Genomic DNA, 15,964 nt, shown 5'->3' with positions numbered 1-15,964 from the left:
CAGTCATGAAATGGATATTCAATTAGATAAAGCTCCCTGTGGATATTTCTCAATCTCGGATTCTGGCTTCATTCAATCGGTAAACCAAACTTTATTGGATATGCTACTTTATGACCGTAATGAATTGCTCGGACGGCCGATTGAATCCACAATGTCTGTTACCAACAAGCTATTTTTTCATACTTATTTTTATCCCTATATTCAGTTGTACGGGCATGTCGATGAGATGTACTTTTCGTTTCGGACAAGTGATCGACAGGATGTGCCTGTACTTCTAAACGGGGTGCGCCAGGAACGCAACGGAGAAACTGTTATTGATTGTGTAGTGCTTATGATGCGTAAGCGAATTGAACATGAGAGAGATATTCTGCAGACCAAAACCAAGCTTCAGGAATTATATCAGGCTACGAATGAAGCGAACCAGAAGCTTGAACGGTTGCACGAAGAATATGAAATCAAACAGCAGGAGCTAGAAAGGATTAATCTCCAGCTTGAAACGATGGCATCAACGGACCCGTTAACCGGTCTTAAAAATAGAAGGTATTTCCAAGATCAATTACTAGCTAGCCTCGCGTCTTTTCGTGAGAGTGGAATATCTTTTTCGCTGCTTATCATTGATATTGATCGATTTAAAAGTATTAACGATACTTATGGTCATCCAGTGGGCGACCTAGTGCTTACGAATCTGGCAGAATTACTGCAATCCATGTCACGGGATAGGGACATTGTCGCTCGGTATGGCGGCGAGGAGTTCGTAATTATTCTTCCGGGCAACGATCAAGAAGAAGCTATTCTTACAGCGGAAAGATACCGCTCCACGACGGCCTCGATGGATTGGGGAGAATATGCTATTACTGTGAGTATTGGTGTGGCAACGGTTACGCAAGAGGATACGGAACAAACGATTGTTCATCAAGCGGATTTAGCTCTGTATGCTTCCAAAAGTGGCGGGAGAAATCGGGTCACTCATTCAGCAAATCTCGTAAAGAGTTAGATAAAGTCTTAATAAAGGGAATTAAGAGCTGACACGCCTTAGAGCTAATTAGCCGAGCCTGCCTCTTACGGCGGGCTTTTTATTATAAAAGCCCCGGAATGTCTCCACAGCTTACTCCAATAGGTCTGGTCAAACCATACAAATTCAGCTACTATTATTGATAACGATTCTCATTCGAAGGATCAGGATGAATGAAAACATTTGAGGTGGACGCTTGTGAATTCAAATTCGTTATCATTAATATATCAGCATTATTTGGAAAAGACTCCGTTCAGACAACAGAACGAGCATACGTATATGATTTTACCGGAAGCGGGCCATGGACATATCTACCGAGTTACAACTTATAGTGGAATTGAGATCGTGTATTCGCATATTCAATATCACGAGCCGTATCCGACCAACTTTGCTTCCAGTGGACAAATGATTGAGCTCCAATTTGCGCTTTCGGGTCAACGTCATGTGAATGTGGCTGGGTTGGATTATACACTCCCGATGGGACAGGGGGCACTTATTTTTTTACAGGATTTTAAAGCGTGCTTTCATCCTCCGGTTAACGAACAATACAAATCATTTGCACTTGGCATTCCGATTTCGTTGTTTAATTATGCGGCTTCACAGTTAGCGGCTCGTCGGCAGGTAGCTATTGAATTTAATCAAATTCTTAAGGGAGCTGCATTCCATCACTTTAGTTTTGAACTGGATCACAGAAGTATAGTGATGATTGAACATTTGATCAAAGACTTGAAAAGTGTGCATAAATCGCCTTTATTAATGGAAGCAGCAGCACTTGAGATTTTAAATCGATTTATGATTCAATTATTTGATGTAACACCTATGCCCGAAGGTTTGTCTAAAGAAGATGTCAGAAAGCTGCATATGGCTCGGGAGATACTTGAGTTCAGCATGATTGATCCACCCTCACTGATCACATTATCCAAAAAGGTTGGATTAAACGATTTTAAATTAAAAAAAGGATTCAAAGCCTGCTTTGGAACTACTGTATTTGAATATTTGCGCCAAATTCGTCTTGATTATGCGATGAAGCTGCTCCGAAGCCAAGAAAGCAATGTGACTGAAGCTGCGATGGCTGTAGGATATAGCAATGTGAGTGCATTTTCAGAGCAATTTTTCCGAGAATACGGAGTGAAGCCATCATCTTTAAAGAAGGTATTTTAAAATAAAATCCGTTTAACCGTAGAATAATCCGTATATAGGCAGTAGAGTGGTGCTGTGACTCGTATACTTCTGCATAGAGAGAATCTATAACAGAGGAGTGTGCGAGGATGAACAGAATAAAAGGGAGCATCTTTTTCAGTGTATTTGTGGCTATGCTAGGGCTCATGCTCATTGCTCCAATTATGCCGCCCCTTATTCGTGAGTTGGGATTAAGAGAAAGTCATTCTGGGTTAATTATATCGCTTGGCTCCATAACGATGGCCTTAATGGCCCCAATATGGGGAAATCTGAGTGATGCAAAGGGGCGCAAGCCTGTGATTCTGCTTGGATTCATAGGGATGTGTGTAAGCTGCTTGCTGTTTACGCTTACTCTTTTTGCAGGATTAAAAGGTTGGCTCAGCGGTGGGCTGCTGTTAGTCCTGTTAATTGTTACACGCGGTTTGATCGGCGGGTTTATCCCGGCGGTATTGTCATCCTCCCAAGCTTATATGGGAGATGTGACCGAGGGAGAAGATCGAGGCAGTGGGATGGCGATCATTAGCGCAGCCAATGGACTTGGATTAGTATTTGGTCCTGCTATTGCAGGTGCCTTTACTTTAATAGGCTTGTTGTGGCCTCTATATTTTGGGATTGTAATTGCTGCTGTAGCATTTGTAGTGGCCTTGCTGGCAATTCCGTCTGCTAAGCCCGTTATTCAGCAAAAGCCAGCCCGAATTAACCCCTTTCAACCCGGTCTACGAATGTATTTGTTTGCAGGTTTGGTTACGATGATTAGTATTGTGACCATCCAGGTTATAGGCGGATTTTATTTTCAAGATCAACTAGGCCTTTCATCCGAAGAAACAGCAAGAGTGGTTTCCTTTGGACTTATGTTTTCCGGTGCAGCCATGTTGATTGTACAGATCGTTCAGATGAAATGGCTTAAATGGCAACCCAAGCCGATGATTTTGCTCGGTTCTCTGTTCCTTATTGCCGGTATGCTGATATTCCTCATGTCAGCCAGCATGGTTGTTTACTATTTAGCGTTCTTTATGTTTGGTATAGGTACAGGCTTGCTTATGCCTGGATTTATGGCTGGGGCTTCTCTTTCTGTTAGTAAAGAACAGCAAGGGGGAGCCGCTGGTCTGGTGGCCACTGTCCAAGGGATTTCTGCAATTATTGCTCCTATTTTGACAACGACCCTATATCGGGTGGACAAATATATTCCTTTTGCTCTTATAGCAGCTCTAGTAGCTGTTATGGCCATCATTATGTTGGGGGTAAGAAAGAGAAAAGGGAATAGTGAGCTGGTATCTCAGAGACCAAATAAATAAAAGAATTGTTTGATGAACCCATAGGCTTCCGTGCTATATTCACGAGAAGCCTATTTTGTTTGCTGGTTTGAATGATAGTCAAAAGGTCTCAATTTGTCATAAACCACATAGTTTAGATATCTATTATAATAAGTTTTAAGAAAATTCAGGGAAAGCAGAAGGAAAGTGGGAGGCTCATGGAAATACAGCAAAAGTGGGTGGTTTTAAACAAAAAAGTACCTCTTATATGCGGACTACGACTGAACTCCTGAGGTGAATGAGAAGGTGAAATCCGATTTAGGGGGGGCTAGTTAAGGAGAAGTCATAAAATTGGAGGGATGCAGATGGGTTGGGAGTATGGAATTAAAGTCGCAGATGTTAAGGATATTCAAGTGCTAATGGATCGTTTAGCTGAAGCATTGCCTAGGATTGACGGATATCGGATGCAAAGGGATGAGGATGGCTTTGTCCTGCTTCAAAATGATCCCTATTGGCCTGAGGCGTTCCAGGTGTCTGTGGAAGAGGCAAGGAATATTGAAGGGTTAAAAGATGATGAACCTTATATCTATTGTCTATTTCATATTGGTGGCGAAGATGCGGTGAAGTGGAGGGAAGGAATGTGCAGGGTGCTGGAAGAAGAGAAATGCGCTGCGGATTGGTTCGAGTTATAGCCGAAGAAAGGAGTGGTGAGATTGAGTAAGAAGGACAAAAAAGAGATTCAGACACTAATCTATCGCTATAGTGGTCCACGAGCCAATATTGGATATACTTTTGAACCGCTGCGTTATAGGGATACGGATGAACCAAAGCTGGAGGAGATAATCTTTATCTACGCAGATGACTTTGATATCGTGTTGTCTGCGTTAAAGTCCAAATATCCACTTGACGATCCTGATACGGGGGAAACGTATGAGGCTTTTGATCCCTGTTGGGATAATCCGATTCCGGAGTCGATATGGCATGAGATATTAACAGAATTGGATGCTTGGCCTGCCAAGGAGCCGGAATTGCACATATTTATCGATTCCTTTATAGCTTGGGTCAGAGCACACCTGAAGCGAGCAAATGGTATTATCGTGACTGGAAATCTATAGAGAAAGACAAAGCAATACGTATTTTCGCTACCCCTCGCTTTAAGGTGCGACCGGACAGCAAGCTGCTGAGTCGAACACCTCGTTTTTTGCAGTGCTCGCGATTATTTCTCCTTTCCTGATCGGCCTAATACTACAATCTCTATATATAAAAAACAAGCGATTTCCTTTTGAAAGGGGATCGCTTGTTTGGCATCATGCTGATTTTGATTTCTATATTCGAATAAAACACGACATTTAAATAACATGGTGAGTAACTTTAGTGCGCAAACGACAAAATTCGTCATTATTTTTAGTTGTTCAGGACGTGGAAACCGTTCTTGTTCCTTAGTACAATGAATAAAAATAACAAGTGATGAAAAGAAAGGTGACAAATACACGAGGAATTACGGATAAGGGGGGACAGGCTGTGGCCGTATACACACTACGTAGATTGATACAAATGATTCCGGCACTGCTTGGTATTGTCGTCATTACATTCATGATCTCAAGAGTGCTTCCGGGTGATCCTGCCGTGATGCTTGCGGGGGAACAGGCTACACCCGAGACGATTGAAAATATTCGAAGCAGCATGGGACTGGATCAACCGAAGTACATTCAATTTTTTCATTATGTAGTTGGATTGTTCCAAGGTGATCTGGGTCAGGCTTATCACACTGGACAGTCAGTGGCAAGCGACTTTGCTACCCGGTTTCCAGCAACCATCGAGTTGGCGCTGGCAAGCTTGGTTATTGCGATTCTGGTGGCAATCCCAATCGGCATCCTGGCAGCAACCCGTAAAGAATCGATTGTTGATCACATTTCACGTGTGTTTTCCTTGATCGGTGCATGTATGCCCATTTTCTGGATTGGCCTGTTATTCATTTATATCTTCTATGCTAAATGGGGCATCGCTCCTGCGCCCATGGGTCGAATTAGCGGTGACATCAATCCGCCGACGCACGTTACGGGACTTTATGTACTCGATAGTTTGATGACCGGTGATTTTGTAGCTTTAAAAAGCAGTTTATCCCATTTGGTTCTGCCAGCAGTCTGTCTCAGTACAGGCACTATGGCGATTGTGGCACGGATGATGCGTTCCAGCATGCTGGAAGTGATCGGTCAGGATTTTATTCGCACAGCCAGAGCCAAAGGTCTGCGCGAAGGAATTGTTATTTATAAGCACGCACTCATTAACGCCTTTATTCCAACACTTACCGTACTTGGTTTGCAGGTCGGTTACCTGATTGGTGGAGCGGTTATTACCGAAACCATTTTTACCTGGCCAGGAGTGGGCAGCTATGTGACGGACTCCATTTTGGCGGCTGACTACGCACCGATTCAAGCATTTACCCTCGTAAGTGCGCTGATTTACAGCTTTATCAATCTTGGAGTCGACTTGGTTTACGGATTGATTGATCCACGTATCCGGTACGAATAATGAACGAAGCACAAAAGTAGGGGGAGGTACTCGGATGAGCACTGCGAGTGATTTGGTGGCAAAAGCGGCTGTACCTCAGCCCAATGCAGCCGCTATACCGAAACGCAAGACCTTTTGGCGATTACTGTTTGGCAATAAACTCGCTTTAATCGGATTTATCTTTATCGTTGGCTGGACGCTCATTGCCATCCTCTCATCATGGATCGTTCCACATGATCCTTATGTAACCGACCCGGCGAACAAGCTGCTGCCGCCAAGTGCAGAACATTGGTTTGGGACCGATAATTACGGACGTGACATTCTCAGCCGTGTCATTTACGGAGCCAGAATCAGCATATGGACCGGGATGATTGCCGTGTCGATCTCATTTATCATCGGCGTACCGCTTGGAGCCATCGCAGGTTTCTATGGCGGTCGAATGGGCAGCATTATTATGCGCTGTATGGATATTCTGTTGGCTTTCCCGTCGCTGGTACTCGCCATGGCCATTGCTGCAGCGATGGGACCAGGACTGATGAGTGCACTCATCGCCGTGGGCATTGTAGGCATACCCGAATTCGCCAGACTGATTCACGGACAAACCATCTCTCTCCGGGAAAAGGAGTTTGTTGAGGCCAGCCGGGCGATTGGTGTAACGAACGGAACGATCCTGTTTCGCCACATCTTGCCTAATGCACTTGCCCCACTGCTTGTGAATGCAACGCTCGGAATGGGCTTCGCCATCCTCACCTCAGCCAGTCTCAGCTTCCTGGGGCTCGGTGTGAAACCCCCGATTGCTGAATGGGGCGCAATGATTTCAGAAGGGCGAGCGTATATCATTTCCGGTGAGTGGTGGATTGTAACCTTCCCGGGTCTTGGAATTGCGACAGCTATTTTGGGCTTCAATTTGCTTGGAGACGGTTTGCGGGATGTTCTTGATCCTAGACTGCGCTCTAGCAAATAAAAATAAATAGATCATTAAAGGGGAGAACGTAAGCCATGTTGAAAAAAAGTCTTTCTTTAATTGTCGTCTTGTCTACGTTGCTATGGACGGCAGGCTGTGCGAGCAATGCTAACAGCCCGTCCGCTTCATCTGGAGAGAAAGGCGCAGATGCCCCATCCCCACCAAAGGCGATTACACTTGCTTACTCGGAGGGAGGGTCAACCATGGACCCTGCTGAAGCAAGTGATCTTACATCGGATACCCTTGTGCTTGCGCTCTATGATCAGCTTGTGACCTATGGCAAAAAGTCTACGGATAGCGGTGAAGTGGCAGATACGGAAGCAATTAAGCCCATGCTGGCTGAGAAATGGGATGTGTCCGCTGATAACATGACTTATACGCTCCATCTGCGTAAAGACGTTAAATTCCAAAGCGGCAACCCGCTGACCGCCAATTCTGTGTTGTATTCCTTTGAGCGGCTTAAAAATTCCGATTCTGGTAGCTTCCTGTATGGTATGAGCTCCATTAAAACCGCTACAGCGCCTGATGAGCACACCGTTGTCGTTACATTGTCCCAACCCAATCATATGTTTCTGCAAATCCTGTCATTGTACAACTTCTCCATTGTGGATGATGTGCTTGTCAAAGAAAATGGCGATGGCGACTATTTGAAAAAACATGCGGCAGGTTCAGGTCCGTTCAAGCTTGAAAAATGGGACCCTGCGACAGAAGCTGTCTTTAATGCTAATGCCAGCTACTGGCAAGGAGAGCCAAATCTGAGCAAAGTAACGATGAAGTTTACCAAGGAAGCTTCCAACCGTGTACTTCTGCTAGATAAAGGCGATGTGGACATGGCGATTGAAATTCCTGCAAAGGACGTTTCGAAGCTGGAAACCAACGCTGATCTGAAGGTTCAATCCAATGCAAGTAACCGGATTCTGTATTTCGCCATGAATAACAAAGTCAAACCTTTTAATGATCCAAAAGTGCGTCAAGCCATTGCTTATGCTATTCCTTACGACCAATTAATCGACGATGTCATGTACGGTCAAGCAAAGCAAATGAAGAGTTCTGTAGCGAGTAACACGCCTGGCTACACCGATGCGGGCTACAGCTACAAGCACGACTTGGACAAAGCAAAACAGCTGCTTACAGAAGCGGGTTATCCTAATGGGTTTAATTTTGATCTGACACTGGGTTCCGGCTTCCAGGACTGGGCAGATGATGCTGTATTGATTCAAGCTGAACTTGCCAAGATTGGCGTAAAGATGAATGTTGTCAATGTTGCCCGTGCACAGTTCCTTGAACAGCAACGAGAAGGCAACCTGACAGCATACATTTCCAAATGGACTTCCTTCGTCAACGACCCTGGTTACCATCTCGGGTTCCTGATGTACAGCGGCGGTTCTTCGAATTATATGCATTATGCTAATGCAGAAGTGGATAAGCTTTGGGAACAAGCAGGCAAAGAGCAAGATGAAAATAAACGTAAAGAGCTGTATGGCAAAGCACAAGAGCTTATAAATCAAGATTCGCCATGGGCGTACCTGTATGAATACAATCGGGTTGTTGGCATGAGCAAAGACGTCACTGGATATGTTTACTACCCAGATGAGGTTATCCGATTCTATTCATTGAATAAAGAGTAAGTTGTGATCTTACCTTATGCCTTCGGTTTTTACAGCCGAAGGCTATCATTTTACACCTGAAGTATGAAGCTGATCCCGATGGATCGTAAAAAATTTAGTTGGCTAAATGAAAAACGTGAAGGGATTGAATGGAAATGACAGATTGGAAAACGTTAGTTCTTGATGAAATAGATAAACGGCAGGACGAATTGCTTGAGCTATGCTCGCGGTTGATTCAGTTTCCTTCGGAAAATCCTCCAGGTGATTCACGCGAAATTAGTCAGTTCATTATGGACTATCTTAAAGAAGCAGGTATAGAAACAACGGTGCATGAATCCGGGCCGAATATGTGGAATCTCATTTCTGATTATGGCGCTGAAACGGCGGACGGAAAAAAATTGATTTTCTGTGGGCATACAGACGTCGTGCCGGCAGGGGACCGTACTCGTTGGGATTTTGATCCGTTTTGTGGTGAGATACGTGATGGCTATCTCCTGGGTCGCGGTGCTTCGGACATGAAAGCAGGACTGGGCGGATTAATATTTACCGTTGCGCTTTTCTCCAAACTAGGCGTACCACTCGAAGGTGCGTTGTCGTTGCTTGTAGTTCCAGACGAGGAAACTGGGGGACATCTCGGAGTACCTTGGGTGCTGAAAAGAAAGCTGATTGAAGGAACAGCTGCTGTGATCGCAGAGCCTTCAGGCCCGCAAAACCCGACCATCGGGCAAAAAGGAAGCTGCTGGTTTGAATTTACCGTTGAAGGCACACCGGGTCATGGCAGTTTGCAGCCGATTGCAGGTGAAAGTGCTATTTTGAAGGCAGCAAAAGGGATTGAAGCGCTGCAACAACTGTGGGACATCAAGCCGGACATCCCGGAAGAAGTCAAAGAGATCATTGAAATTTCCAAGCGTTATGCAAGTGAACGGGAGAACCCAAGCTATGGACAAGCGTTTGATCATGTAACAGTGAACATTGGTACGATTCAGGGAGGCACCAAAGTCAATGTGGTTGCAGACCGTTGCACAGTGCAAGTGGATTCCCGTGTTCCATTTGGCGTAGACCACCGGGATGTACTGGCCAAAGCCAAAGAATTGCTTGCAAGTGTAGGCATTGACGCGGAACCCAAACAATTCGGATTTTATGGTAATGCCAACTGGACCCCTCCAACCGAGCCGATTGTACAGGAGCTTGTGGAATCTATCGCTGAGGTCAGCGGTAAAGAGGCCTATGGCGTACTGCAATGGGCAACCAGCGATGCACGTGCATTCCGCAAATACAATATCCCGGTATTGCAATACGGGCCTGCCGAACTGTCGACCATTCACAATTTTAATGAAAAAGCTCCGGTATGGCAGATCATTCAATCTGCGAAAGTATACGCCTTGACGGCGCTTAAATATCTGAAAACAACACAAAAAGAAGCATAAGGGGATCTGCCGTATGATGAAACAAGTTTTTGAAGTCTATGACCTTTTGGATAGCCCGTTTGCCAGCGGGGCAGAAGTCAAAGCTTATTTGGAACAACTGGGTCAAGCGGAGATTACGGTCTCCACCGTGAAAGGTGAAAAGGGCTCTACGGATTTTATTAAAATTGTCATTGCCGGTAAAACGGGTCGCATTCAGGGGGGCGATTCTCCAACCTTGGGTGTAGTAGGGCGACTTGGTGGACTTGGAGCACGACCGGAAATGATCGGATTTGTATCCGATGGTGACGGTGCGGCAGCGGCAATTTCGGCGGCGGCTAAACTATTGTGCATGCAGTCCAAAGGAGATGTGCTTGACGGAGATGTGATCATCTGTACACATATTTGTCCAGATGCACCCACTCAGCCCCATGATCCGGTTCCATTTATGGATTCACCCGTAGATATTTTGACGATGAACAAATATGAAGTGACACCCGAAATGGAAGCGATCCTATCCATTGATACGACCAAAGGGAATCGGGTCATTAACCATAAAGGTATTGCCATTTCCCCGACGGTACGTCAAGGCTATGTGCTACGAATTAGTGAAGACCTCGTCGATATTGTTCAGACCGTTACTGGCGAACCGTGTGTCACGTTTGCTGTAACTACGCAGGACATCACACCTTATGGTAACGACCTGTATCACATCAACAGCATTTTGCAACCAGCGGTGGCAACTTCCGCTCCAGTGGTTGGTGTAGCCATCACGGCCGCTGCTCCTATCCCAGGCAGTGCAACGGGGGCCAGCCACGAAAGCGATATTGCGCTGGCGGCCAAATTGGCTGTAGAAACAGCCAAAGCTTATGGACGTGGGCAATGCTCTTTTCATTCGGAAAAGGAGTTTCAACATATTACTAAATTGTACGGCACTATGAAGCATCTACAAACGATGGGCAAGTCTGAATAAGCTTTATTCCCTAAGTTAAAAAGAACATGAAGGTTCAATGATGGACAAGGAGGAGGAAGAGGGCATGGCACAACTGCTTGAAGTAACCAACCTCCGGACGGAGTTCAAGACTGCGGCTGGCACCATCCGGGCTGTGGACGGCGTCGATCTATCGGTTGGCAAAGGCGAAACACTCGGAATCGTTGGCGAATCCGGGTGCGGCAAGAGCATTACCTCCCTTTCCATTATGCAGCTCCTCCCCAAGGGACTTGGGAAAGTAGCCGCTGGTGAAGTACGGTTTAACGGTGAAAACATGCTGGATTTTTCGGAGCGGAAAATGCGCTCGATTCGTGGCAACGAGATGGCCATGATTTTTCAGGAGCCGATGACTTCGCTAAATCCTGTGTTCAAAATCGGCAAGCAAATTGCGGAGTCTGCCCGATACCACCACGGTGTAAGCAAACACAAAGCGAAAGACATGGCTGTGGACATGCTAACGAAAGTGGGAATTCCACGTCCAGAAAAAGTAGCCGCTTCTTATCCGCATGAACTCTCGGGCGGGATGCGCCAACGGGTGATGATTGCGATGGCGATGGTGTGCAATCCGAAGCTGCTGATCGCCGATGAACCGACAACGGCACTAGATGTAACCATTCAAGCACAGATTCTTGACTTGATGCGTGAGCTGCAGAAGTCCGAAGGAACTTCCATTCTGATGATTACTCATGACCTGGGTGTCGTTGCTGAAATGTGCGATCGGGTCGTGATTATGTACGCCGGACAAGTGGTAGAAGAAACCGATGTAAAAACGCTTTTTAAAGAGCCCAAGCATCCGTATACACAAAGTTTGCTAGCTTCACTGCCACAATTAAACAGTGATCAGGAGCGTCTGGCTTCTATTCCGGGCCAGGTTCCCAACCCACTTGATATGCCACATGGCTGCCGCTTTGCACCACGTTGTCAGTTTGCCAAGGAAATTTGCCGTGCAGAGGCCCCGGAGCTTACAGAAGTGGAACCCGGACACAAAAGCCGCTGCTTGCTACAGCAGGAGGGATATCATGAGTACACTGCTTGAAATACGTAATTTGAAAAAACACTACCCGATCAAAAAAGGACTTTTTTCCAAACAAGTGGGAGCAGTCAAAGCGGTGGATGGTATTAACCTGACTGTACAGCAGGGTGAAACCCTGGCAATCGTGGGAGAATCCGGCTGCGGCAAATCCACAACTGGACGGGCAATTCTCAGATTGATCGAACCGACGGATGGAGAGATTCTGTTTAACGGCACGGATATACGTAAGCTAAACACAGAGCAGCTGCGCAAATTCAGAACGGATATGCAGATGGTGTTTCAAGATCCGTTTGCTTCGCTTGATCCCAGATGGACAGTACAGCAGGTGCTGGAAGAACCGCTCATCACGCATGAAAAGCTAAGCAAAACGCAGCTCAAAGAGCGGGTGGAAGAGCTGCTCGAAGTGGTCGGATTGTCTCCTTATCATGCACATCGTTATCCGCATGAGTTCTCGGGTGGTCAACGCCAGCGGATCGGGATCGCACGGGCACTGGCGCTTCATCCCAAATTTATCGTGTGTGACGAGCCAGTCTCGGCCCTCGATGTGTCGATTCAGGCGCAAGTGCTCAATCTGATGAAGGACCTGCAAAAACAATATGACCTGACGTATATGTTCATTTCCCATGATCTGTCGGTCGTCAAATTTATCAGCGACCGCGTGGGTGTGATGTACCTGGGCAAGCTGGTCGAACTCGCACCGACCCAAGAAGTGTTCAAAGAGCCGCTGCATCCGTATACAAAGGCGCTAATGTCTGCGGTACCTGTAGCTGATCCGGAAGCGGAGCGTGATCGGATTGTACTTAAAGGGGATGTGCCCAGTCCAGAAAATCCGCCAAGTGGTTGTGCATTTCATAATCGCTGCCCGGCAGCCATGGAGATATGCAGCAAAGTACAGCCCATCTTTGCCGAAGCTGCACCAGGGCGGCAGGTAGCCTGTCACTTGTATCCAGCTTCCACGCCGGAACAAGCGATAGCCGGACGAGCATAAGCCAACTGAAAAAGAATAGATAGACCTTCTAGCAAGAATCAAGCCTGAATCCTTCTCTAACGGATTCGGGCTTTTTTTAAGTGTAGCTGCTCTGCAAACGCACATATTTTTCTAATAAATCCATTTTAAGATTCAATATAAGGGGTGGAATTTCAACACCTGTAAATCAAGCATATAACATGCAGGGATACAACATTGCGCATAATCAATGGAAGCGTTTTAATTTGAATATAGAAATACAAAAGAAGACCTCAGGGAGGACATAAGAATGCTAAAAGTGAAAGCGCTTAGATGCGAGCATTTAAATAATCCGATTGGATTGGGTTGTCTAAAACCGCGGTTAAGTTGGCAGATCGAATCTGAAAAAATGTATGTTTCTCAAAAACGTTTCCAATTGCAAGTATCCGTTCATCCCACTTTTGAACCGCTGATTTGGAATCATTTTACCTATTCGGATCAATCCATTTTGTTTCCCTATGAAGGCCCCCCGCTGGAATCAGGACAAAGATATTATTATCGGGTAAAAGTATGGGCTCAGGGAGCGGGTGACACAGAACCGGAAGAATCGGAATGGAGTGAGTCCGGCTTTTGGGAGATGGGGCTGCTCCATGAGCAGGACTGGAAAGCACAATGGATCACAGTGAAGGAGCGGAGCATCCATGAACAGTTTCAGACAAGAGCTCCTTTTGCCGCTTCCAAATATTTTTCGGTTGAGGGGAAAGTGAAAAAAGCAGTCATTTATGCTACAAGTCTTGGGCTGTATGAACTGGAGTTCAATGGACAAAGGGTGGGCGATGCCTACTTTACCCCGGGATGGACGGATTATAACGATCGTGTCCAGGTGCAAGCATATGACGTGACTTCTACCATTCGAGAACAACATAATCGAATCACAGCCACGGTGGGAGAAGGCTGGTACAGCGGTTATCTGGGCTGGCAAAAGCGCAAGGACACCTACGGGAACACGAATGCATTGTTATTTCAAATGAAGATTAGTTATGAAGATGGCCGTTCTGAAGTCATTTGCTCTGATTCTTCCTGGGAGGAAACGAGCTGTGCCATTTTAATGTCGGATATTTATAACGGCGAAATCTATGATGCCCGACTTGAGCAGCAGGCAGCCGAACATAGCTCCTTAACCGAACGGAAAATGATGCAGGTCGTCTCGTTCCCGTTAAGTCATCTGATTGCTCAGGAGAACGAGCCTGTCCGTGTGATGAACCGATTGAAGCCTGTTGAACTCATTCGAACTCCTAAAGGTGAGCTGGTGCTTAACTTGGGTCAAAATATGGTAGGCTGGCTGGAATTTCAAGTTGAAGCCCCCGAAGGTACGGTTCTGAATCTGGTTCATGGTGAAGTGCTGGATCAGCAAGGGAACTTTTACAGAGATAATATTCGTGATGCAGCGCAGCAGATTACGTACATTTGCAGCGGGAAGGGGACGGAGATATTTAGGCCGCATTTCACTTTTCAAGGTTTTCAATATGTGAAGCTTGAGGGCTTTCCTGATGGCGTTGAGATTGAAGATTTTACGGGGGTTGTTCTGCATTCGGACATGGAGACGATCGGGGTGTTTGAGACATCTGATCCAAAGCTGAATCAACTTCAACACAATATTGTGTGGGGGCAAAAGGGGAACTTCCTGGATGTGCCAACCGATTGTCCGCAGCGTGATGAGCGATTAGGCTGGACCGGCGATGCACAGATTTTTGCTAGAACTGCCAGCTTCAATATGAATGCGGCTTCCTTCTTCCGAAAGTGGCTTAGGGATTTGGCTTACAACCAGCTGGAAAATGGGGCAGTGCCTTTTGTAGTGCCGGATGTCCTCAAAGGAACCTTTGCCGATAATATGGACAAAACGACGGCAGCATGGGGAGACGCGGCGGTTATATGTCCGTGGACCCTATATCAATGCTATGGGGATAAGCAAATCTTAGTGCAGCAGTATGACAGTATGAAAGCATGGGTGGATTATATTCGCGCCCAAGGGGACGAAGAGTGTCTTTGGGATACCGGTTTGCAGCTGGGAGATTGGTTGGCGCTGGATAGCGAGGAAGGAAGCTATTTTGGGGCGACGGACGGAACGCTAGTGGCCACTGCTTATTTTGCGTATTCGACTCATATTTTGGCACAGACGGCCAAACTTCTGAATCGCTATACCGATTACAACACATATAAAAGCTTACATGATGGGATTAAAACGGCTTTTGCGAACCGCTACTTCGATGACGCGGGCAAATTGACCTCCAATACCCAGACTGCACAGGTTGTGGCTTTGCACTTCGGATTGGTGCCAGAAAAGTATAAAACGCAAGTGATCCAGGAGCTCGTACGGCTCATCGAAAAAAATGATATGCATCTGGATACCGGCTTTGTGGGCACCCCCTATCTATGTCTGGTTTTATCCGACCATGGCTATACGGATGTCGCTTATAACATTTTATTTCAAAATGATTATCCTTCATGGCTCTATCAGGTTGAACGGGGAGCAACGACCATGTGGGAGCATTGGGATAGCATCAAAGTGGACGGCTCATTCTGGAGCACCGATATGAACTCGTTCAATCACTATTCCTACGGTTCAGTAGGAGACTTTATGTACCAAAATATTGCTGGAATCGATGTGCTTGAAGCGGGCTATAAAAAATCACGTTTAGCTCCTAAACCGCCTGCCAATCTTACTTCGGCCCATGGCAAGCTGGAGACGCCATATGGCACGCTTGAAGTCCAATGGGAAATCGCGAATAAAGAAATGAAGATGACGGTTCACGTACCACATAATACGACGGCTGAGATTACACTTCCGGGCGTTATGGAGCCGGATGCACTACAGCAGACCATTGCTATGCAATATCCGTCGATTCAGTATCCGCCTGGTGATGTGCCACAGGAGCTGGCCGGGAAATTAGGTTCTACAGGGGAACAGGCGATTTTCCAAAGGGGCGGAGATCATGAAATGACGTTTACGGTCGGTTCTGGACAGTATACGTTCCAGTACAGATGCAACTAGAGGCTAAATAACA

Annotated in this window: 13 protein-coding genes; all 13 read left to right on the top strand. The window is 46.2% G+C overall.

What is annotated here, in order from left to right; translation table 11 throughout:
* Positions 1-10 precede the first annotated feature (10 nt).
* The 13 genes from JOE49_RS23805 to JOE49_RS23745 all read left to right on the top strand — a co-directional run bounded on the left by JOE49_RS23805 (position 11) and on the right by JOE49_RS23745 (position 15,951).
* On the top strand, positions 11-994 hold the full coding sequence (locus JOE49_RS23805) for a sensor domain-containing diguanylate cyclase (RefSeq protein WP_209943184.1): 984 nt from the start codon (positions 11-13) through the stop codon (positions 992-994).
* 216 nt (positions 995-1,210) lie between these two features.
* Positions 1,211-2,173: a helix-turn-helix domain-containing protein gene (locus JOE49_RS23800; protein ID WP_209943182.1), complete on the top strand. Its 963-nt coding sequence runs from the start codon at positions 1,211-1,213 to the stop codon at positions 2,171-2,173.
* A 107-nt stretch (positions 2,174-2,280) separates the two neighbouring features.
* Positions 2,281-3,486, top strand: coding sequence for an MFS transporter (locus tag JOE49_RS23795; protein WP_075154564.1), 1,206 nt, complete (start codon positions 2,281-2,283; stop codon positions 3,484-3,486).
* Positions 3,487-3,809: 323 nt separating this feature from the next.
* Entirely contained in the window at positions 3,810-4,136 is a 327-nt protein-coding gene (locus JOE49_RS23790) for a hypothetical protein (protein ID WP_075154563.1), read from the top strand.
* Positions 4,137-4,157: 21 nt separating this feature from the next.
* Positions 4,158-4,559, top strand: a complete 402-nt coding sequence (locus JOE49_RS23785) for a hypothetical protein (RefSeq protein ID WP_209943180.1) — start codon at positions 4,158-4,160, stop codon at positions 4,557-4,559.
* A 406-nt stretch (positions 4,560-4,965) separates the two neighbouring features.
* The gene (locus tag JOE49_RS23780) at positions 4,966-5,976 is read left to right on the top strand and encodes an ABC transporter permease (protein WP_209943178.1); all 1,011 of its coding nucleotides are present in this window, start codon (positions 4,966-4,968) and stop codon (positions 5,974-5,976) included.
* Positions 5,977-6,010: 34 nt separating this feature from the next.
* Positions 6,011-6,919: an ABC transporter permease gene (locus JOE49_RS23775; protein ID WP_028542289.1), complete on the top strand. Its 909-nt coding sequence runs from the start codon at positions 6,011-6,013 to the stop codon at positions 6,917-6,919.
* 35 nt (positions 6,920-6,954) lie between these two features.
* The gene (locus JOE49_RS23770) at positions 6,955-8,547 is read left to right on the top strand and encodes an ABC transporter substrate-binding protein (RefSeq protein ID WP_209943170.1); all 1,593 of its coding nucleotides are present in this window, start codon (positions 6,955-6,957) and stop codon (positions 8,545-8,547) included.
* A 134-nt stretch (positions 8,548-8,681) separates the two neighbouring features.
* Positions 8,682-9,953: a M20 family metallopeptidase gene (locus JOE49_RS23765; protein ID WP_209943168.1), complete on the top strand. Its 1,272-nt coding sequence runs from the start codon at positions 8,682-8,684 to the stop codon at positions 9,951-9,953.
* Between the two features lie 13 nt (positions 9,954-9,966).
* Complete coding sequence (locus JOE49_RS23760; protein ID WP_209943166.1) at positions 9,967-10,902, top strand: DUF1177 domain-containing protein; 936 nt, start codon at positions 9,967-9,969, stop codon at positions 10,900-10,902.
* A gap of 64 nt (positions 10,903-10,966) precedes the next feature.
* Complete coding sequence (locus JOE49_RS23755; RefSeq protein WP_023989675.1) at positions 10,967-11,956, top strand: ABC transporter ATP-binding protein; 990 nt, start codon at positions 10,967-10,969, stop codon at positions 11,954-11,956.
* Positions 11,940-12,941, top strand: coding sequence for an ABC transporter ATP-binding protein (locus JOE49_RS23750; protein WP_209943164.1), 1,002 nt, complete (start codon positions 11,940-11,942; stop codon positions 12,939-12,941). The genes JOE49_RS23755 and JOE49_RS23750 overlap by 17 nt, the downstream gene beginning before the upstream one ends.
* A gap of 268 nt (positions 12,942-13,209) precedes the next feature.
* Positions 13,210-15,951: an alpha-L-rhamnosidase gene (locus JOE49_RS23745; protein WP_209943162.1), complete on the top strand. Its 2,742-nt coding sequence runs from the start codon at positions 13,210-13,212 to the stop codon at positions 15,949-15,951.
* The last annotated feature ends 13 nt before the right edge of the window (positions 15,952-15,964 follow it).

The sequence above is a fragment of the Paenibacillus sp. PvR133 genome, assembly GCF_017833155.1.
Lineage (GTDB): Bacteria > Bacillota > Bacilli > Paenibacillales > Paenibacillaceae > Paenibacillus > Paenibacillus polymyxa_B.
Note: the sequence above shows the minus strand (reverse complement) of the source record. Positions and strands in the feature narration are given on the sequence as shown.

Excerpts from the sequence above, each read along its gene's own strand:
- JOE49_RS23805 (WP_209943184.1), top strand. The coding sequence starts at position 11 with ATGGATATTCAATTAGATAAAGCTCCCTGTGGATATTTCTCAATCTCG.
- JOE49_RS23765 (WP_209943168.1), top strand. The coding sequence starts at position 8,682 with ATGACAGATTGGAAAACGTTAGTTCTTGATGAAATAGATAAACGGCAG.
- JOE49_RS23770 (WP_209943170.1), top strand. The coding sequence starts at position 6,955 with ATGTTGAAAAAAAGTCTTTCTTTAATTGTCGTCTTGTCTACGTTGCTA.
- JOE49_RS23795 (WP_075154564.1), top strand. The coding sequence starts at position 2,281 with ATGAACAGAATAAAAGGGAGCATCTTTTTCAGTGTATTTGTGGCTATG.
- JOE49_RS23775 (WP_028542289.1), top strand. The coding sequence starts at position 6,011 with ATGAGCACTGCGAGTGATTTGGTGGCAAAAGCGGCTGTACCTCAGCCC.
- JOE49_RS23760 (WP_209943166.1), top strand. The coding sequence starts at position 9,967 with ATGATGAAACAAGTTTTTGAAGTCTATGACCTTTTGGATAGCCCGTTT.
- JOE49_RS23750 (WP_209943164.1), top strand. The coding sequence starts at position 11,940 with ATGAGTACACTGCTTGAAATACGTAATTTGAAAAAACACTACCCGATC.
- JOE49_RS23745 (WP_209943162.1), top strand. The coding sequence starts at position 13,210 with ATGCTAAAAGTGAAAGCGCTTAGATGCGAGCATTTAAATAATCCGATT.
- JOE49_RS23755 (WP_023989675.1), top strand. The coding sequence starts at position 10,967 with ATGGCACAACTGCTTGAAGTAACCAACCTCCGGACGGAGTTCAAGACT.
- JOE49_RS23790 (WP_075154563.1), top strand. The coding sequence starts at position 3,810 with ATGGGTTGGGAGTATGGAATTAAAGTCGCAGATGTTAAGGATATTCAA.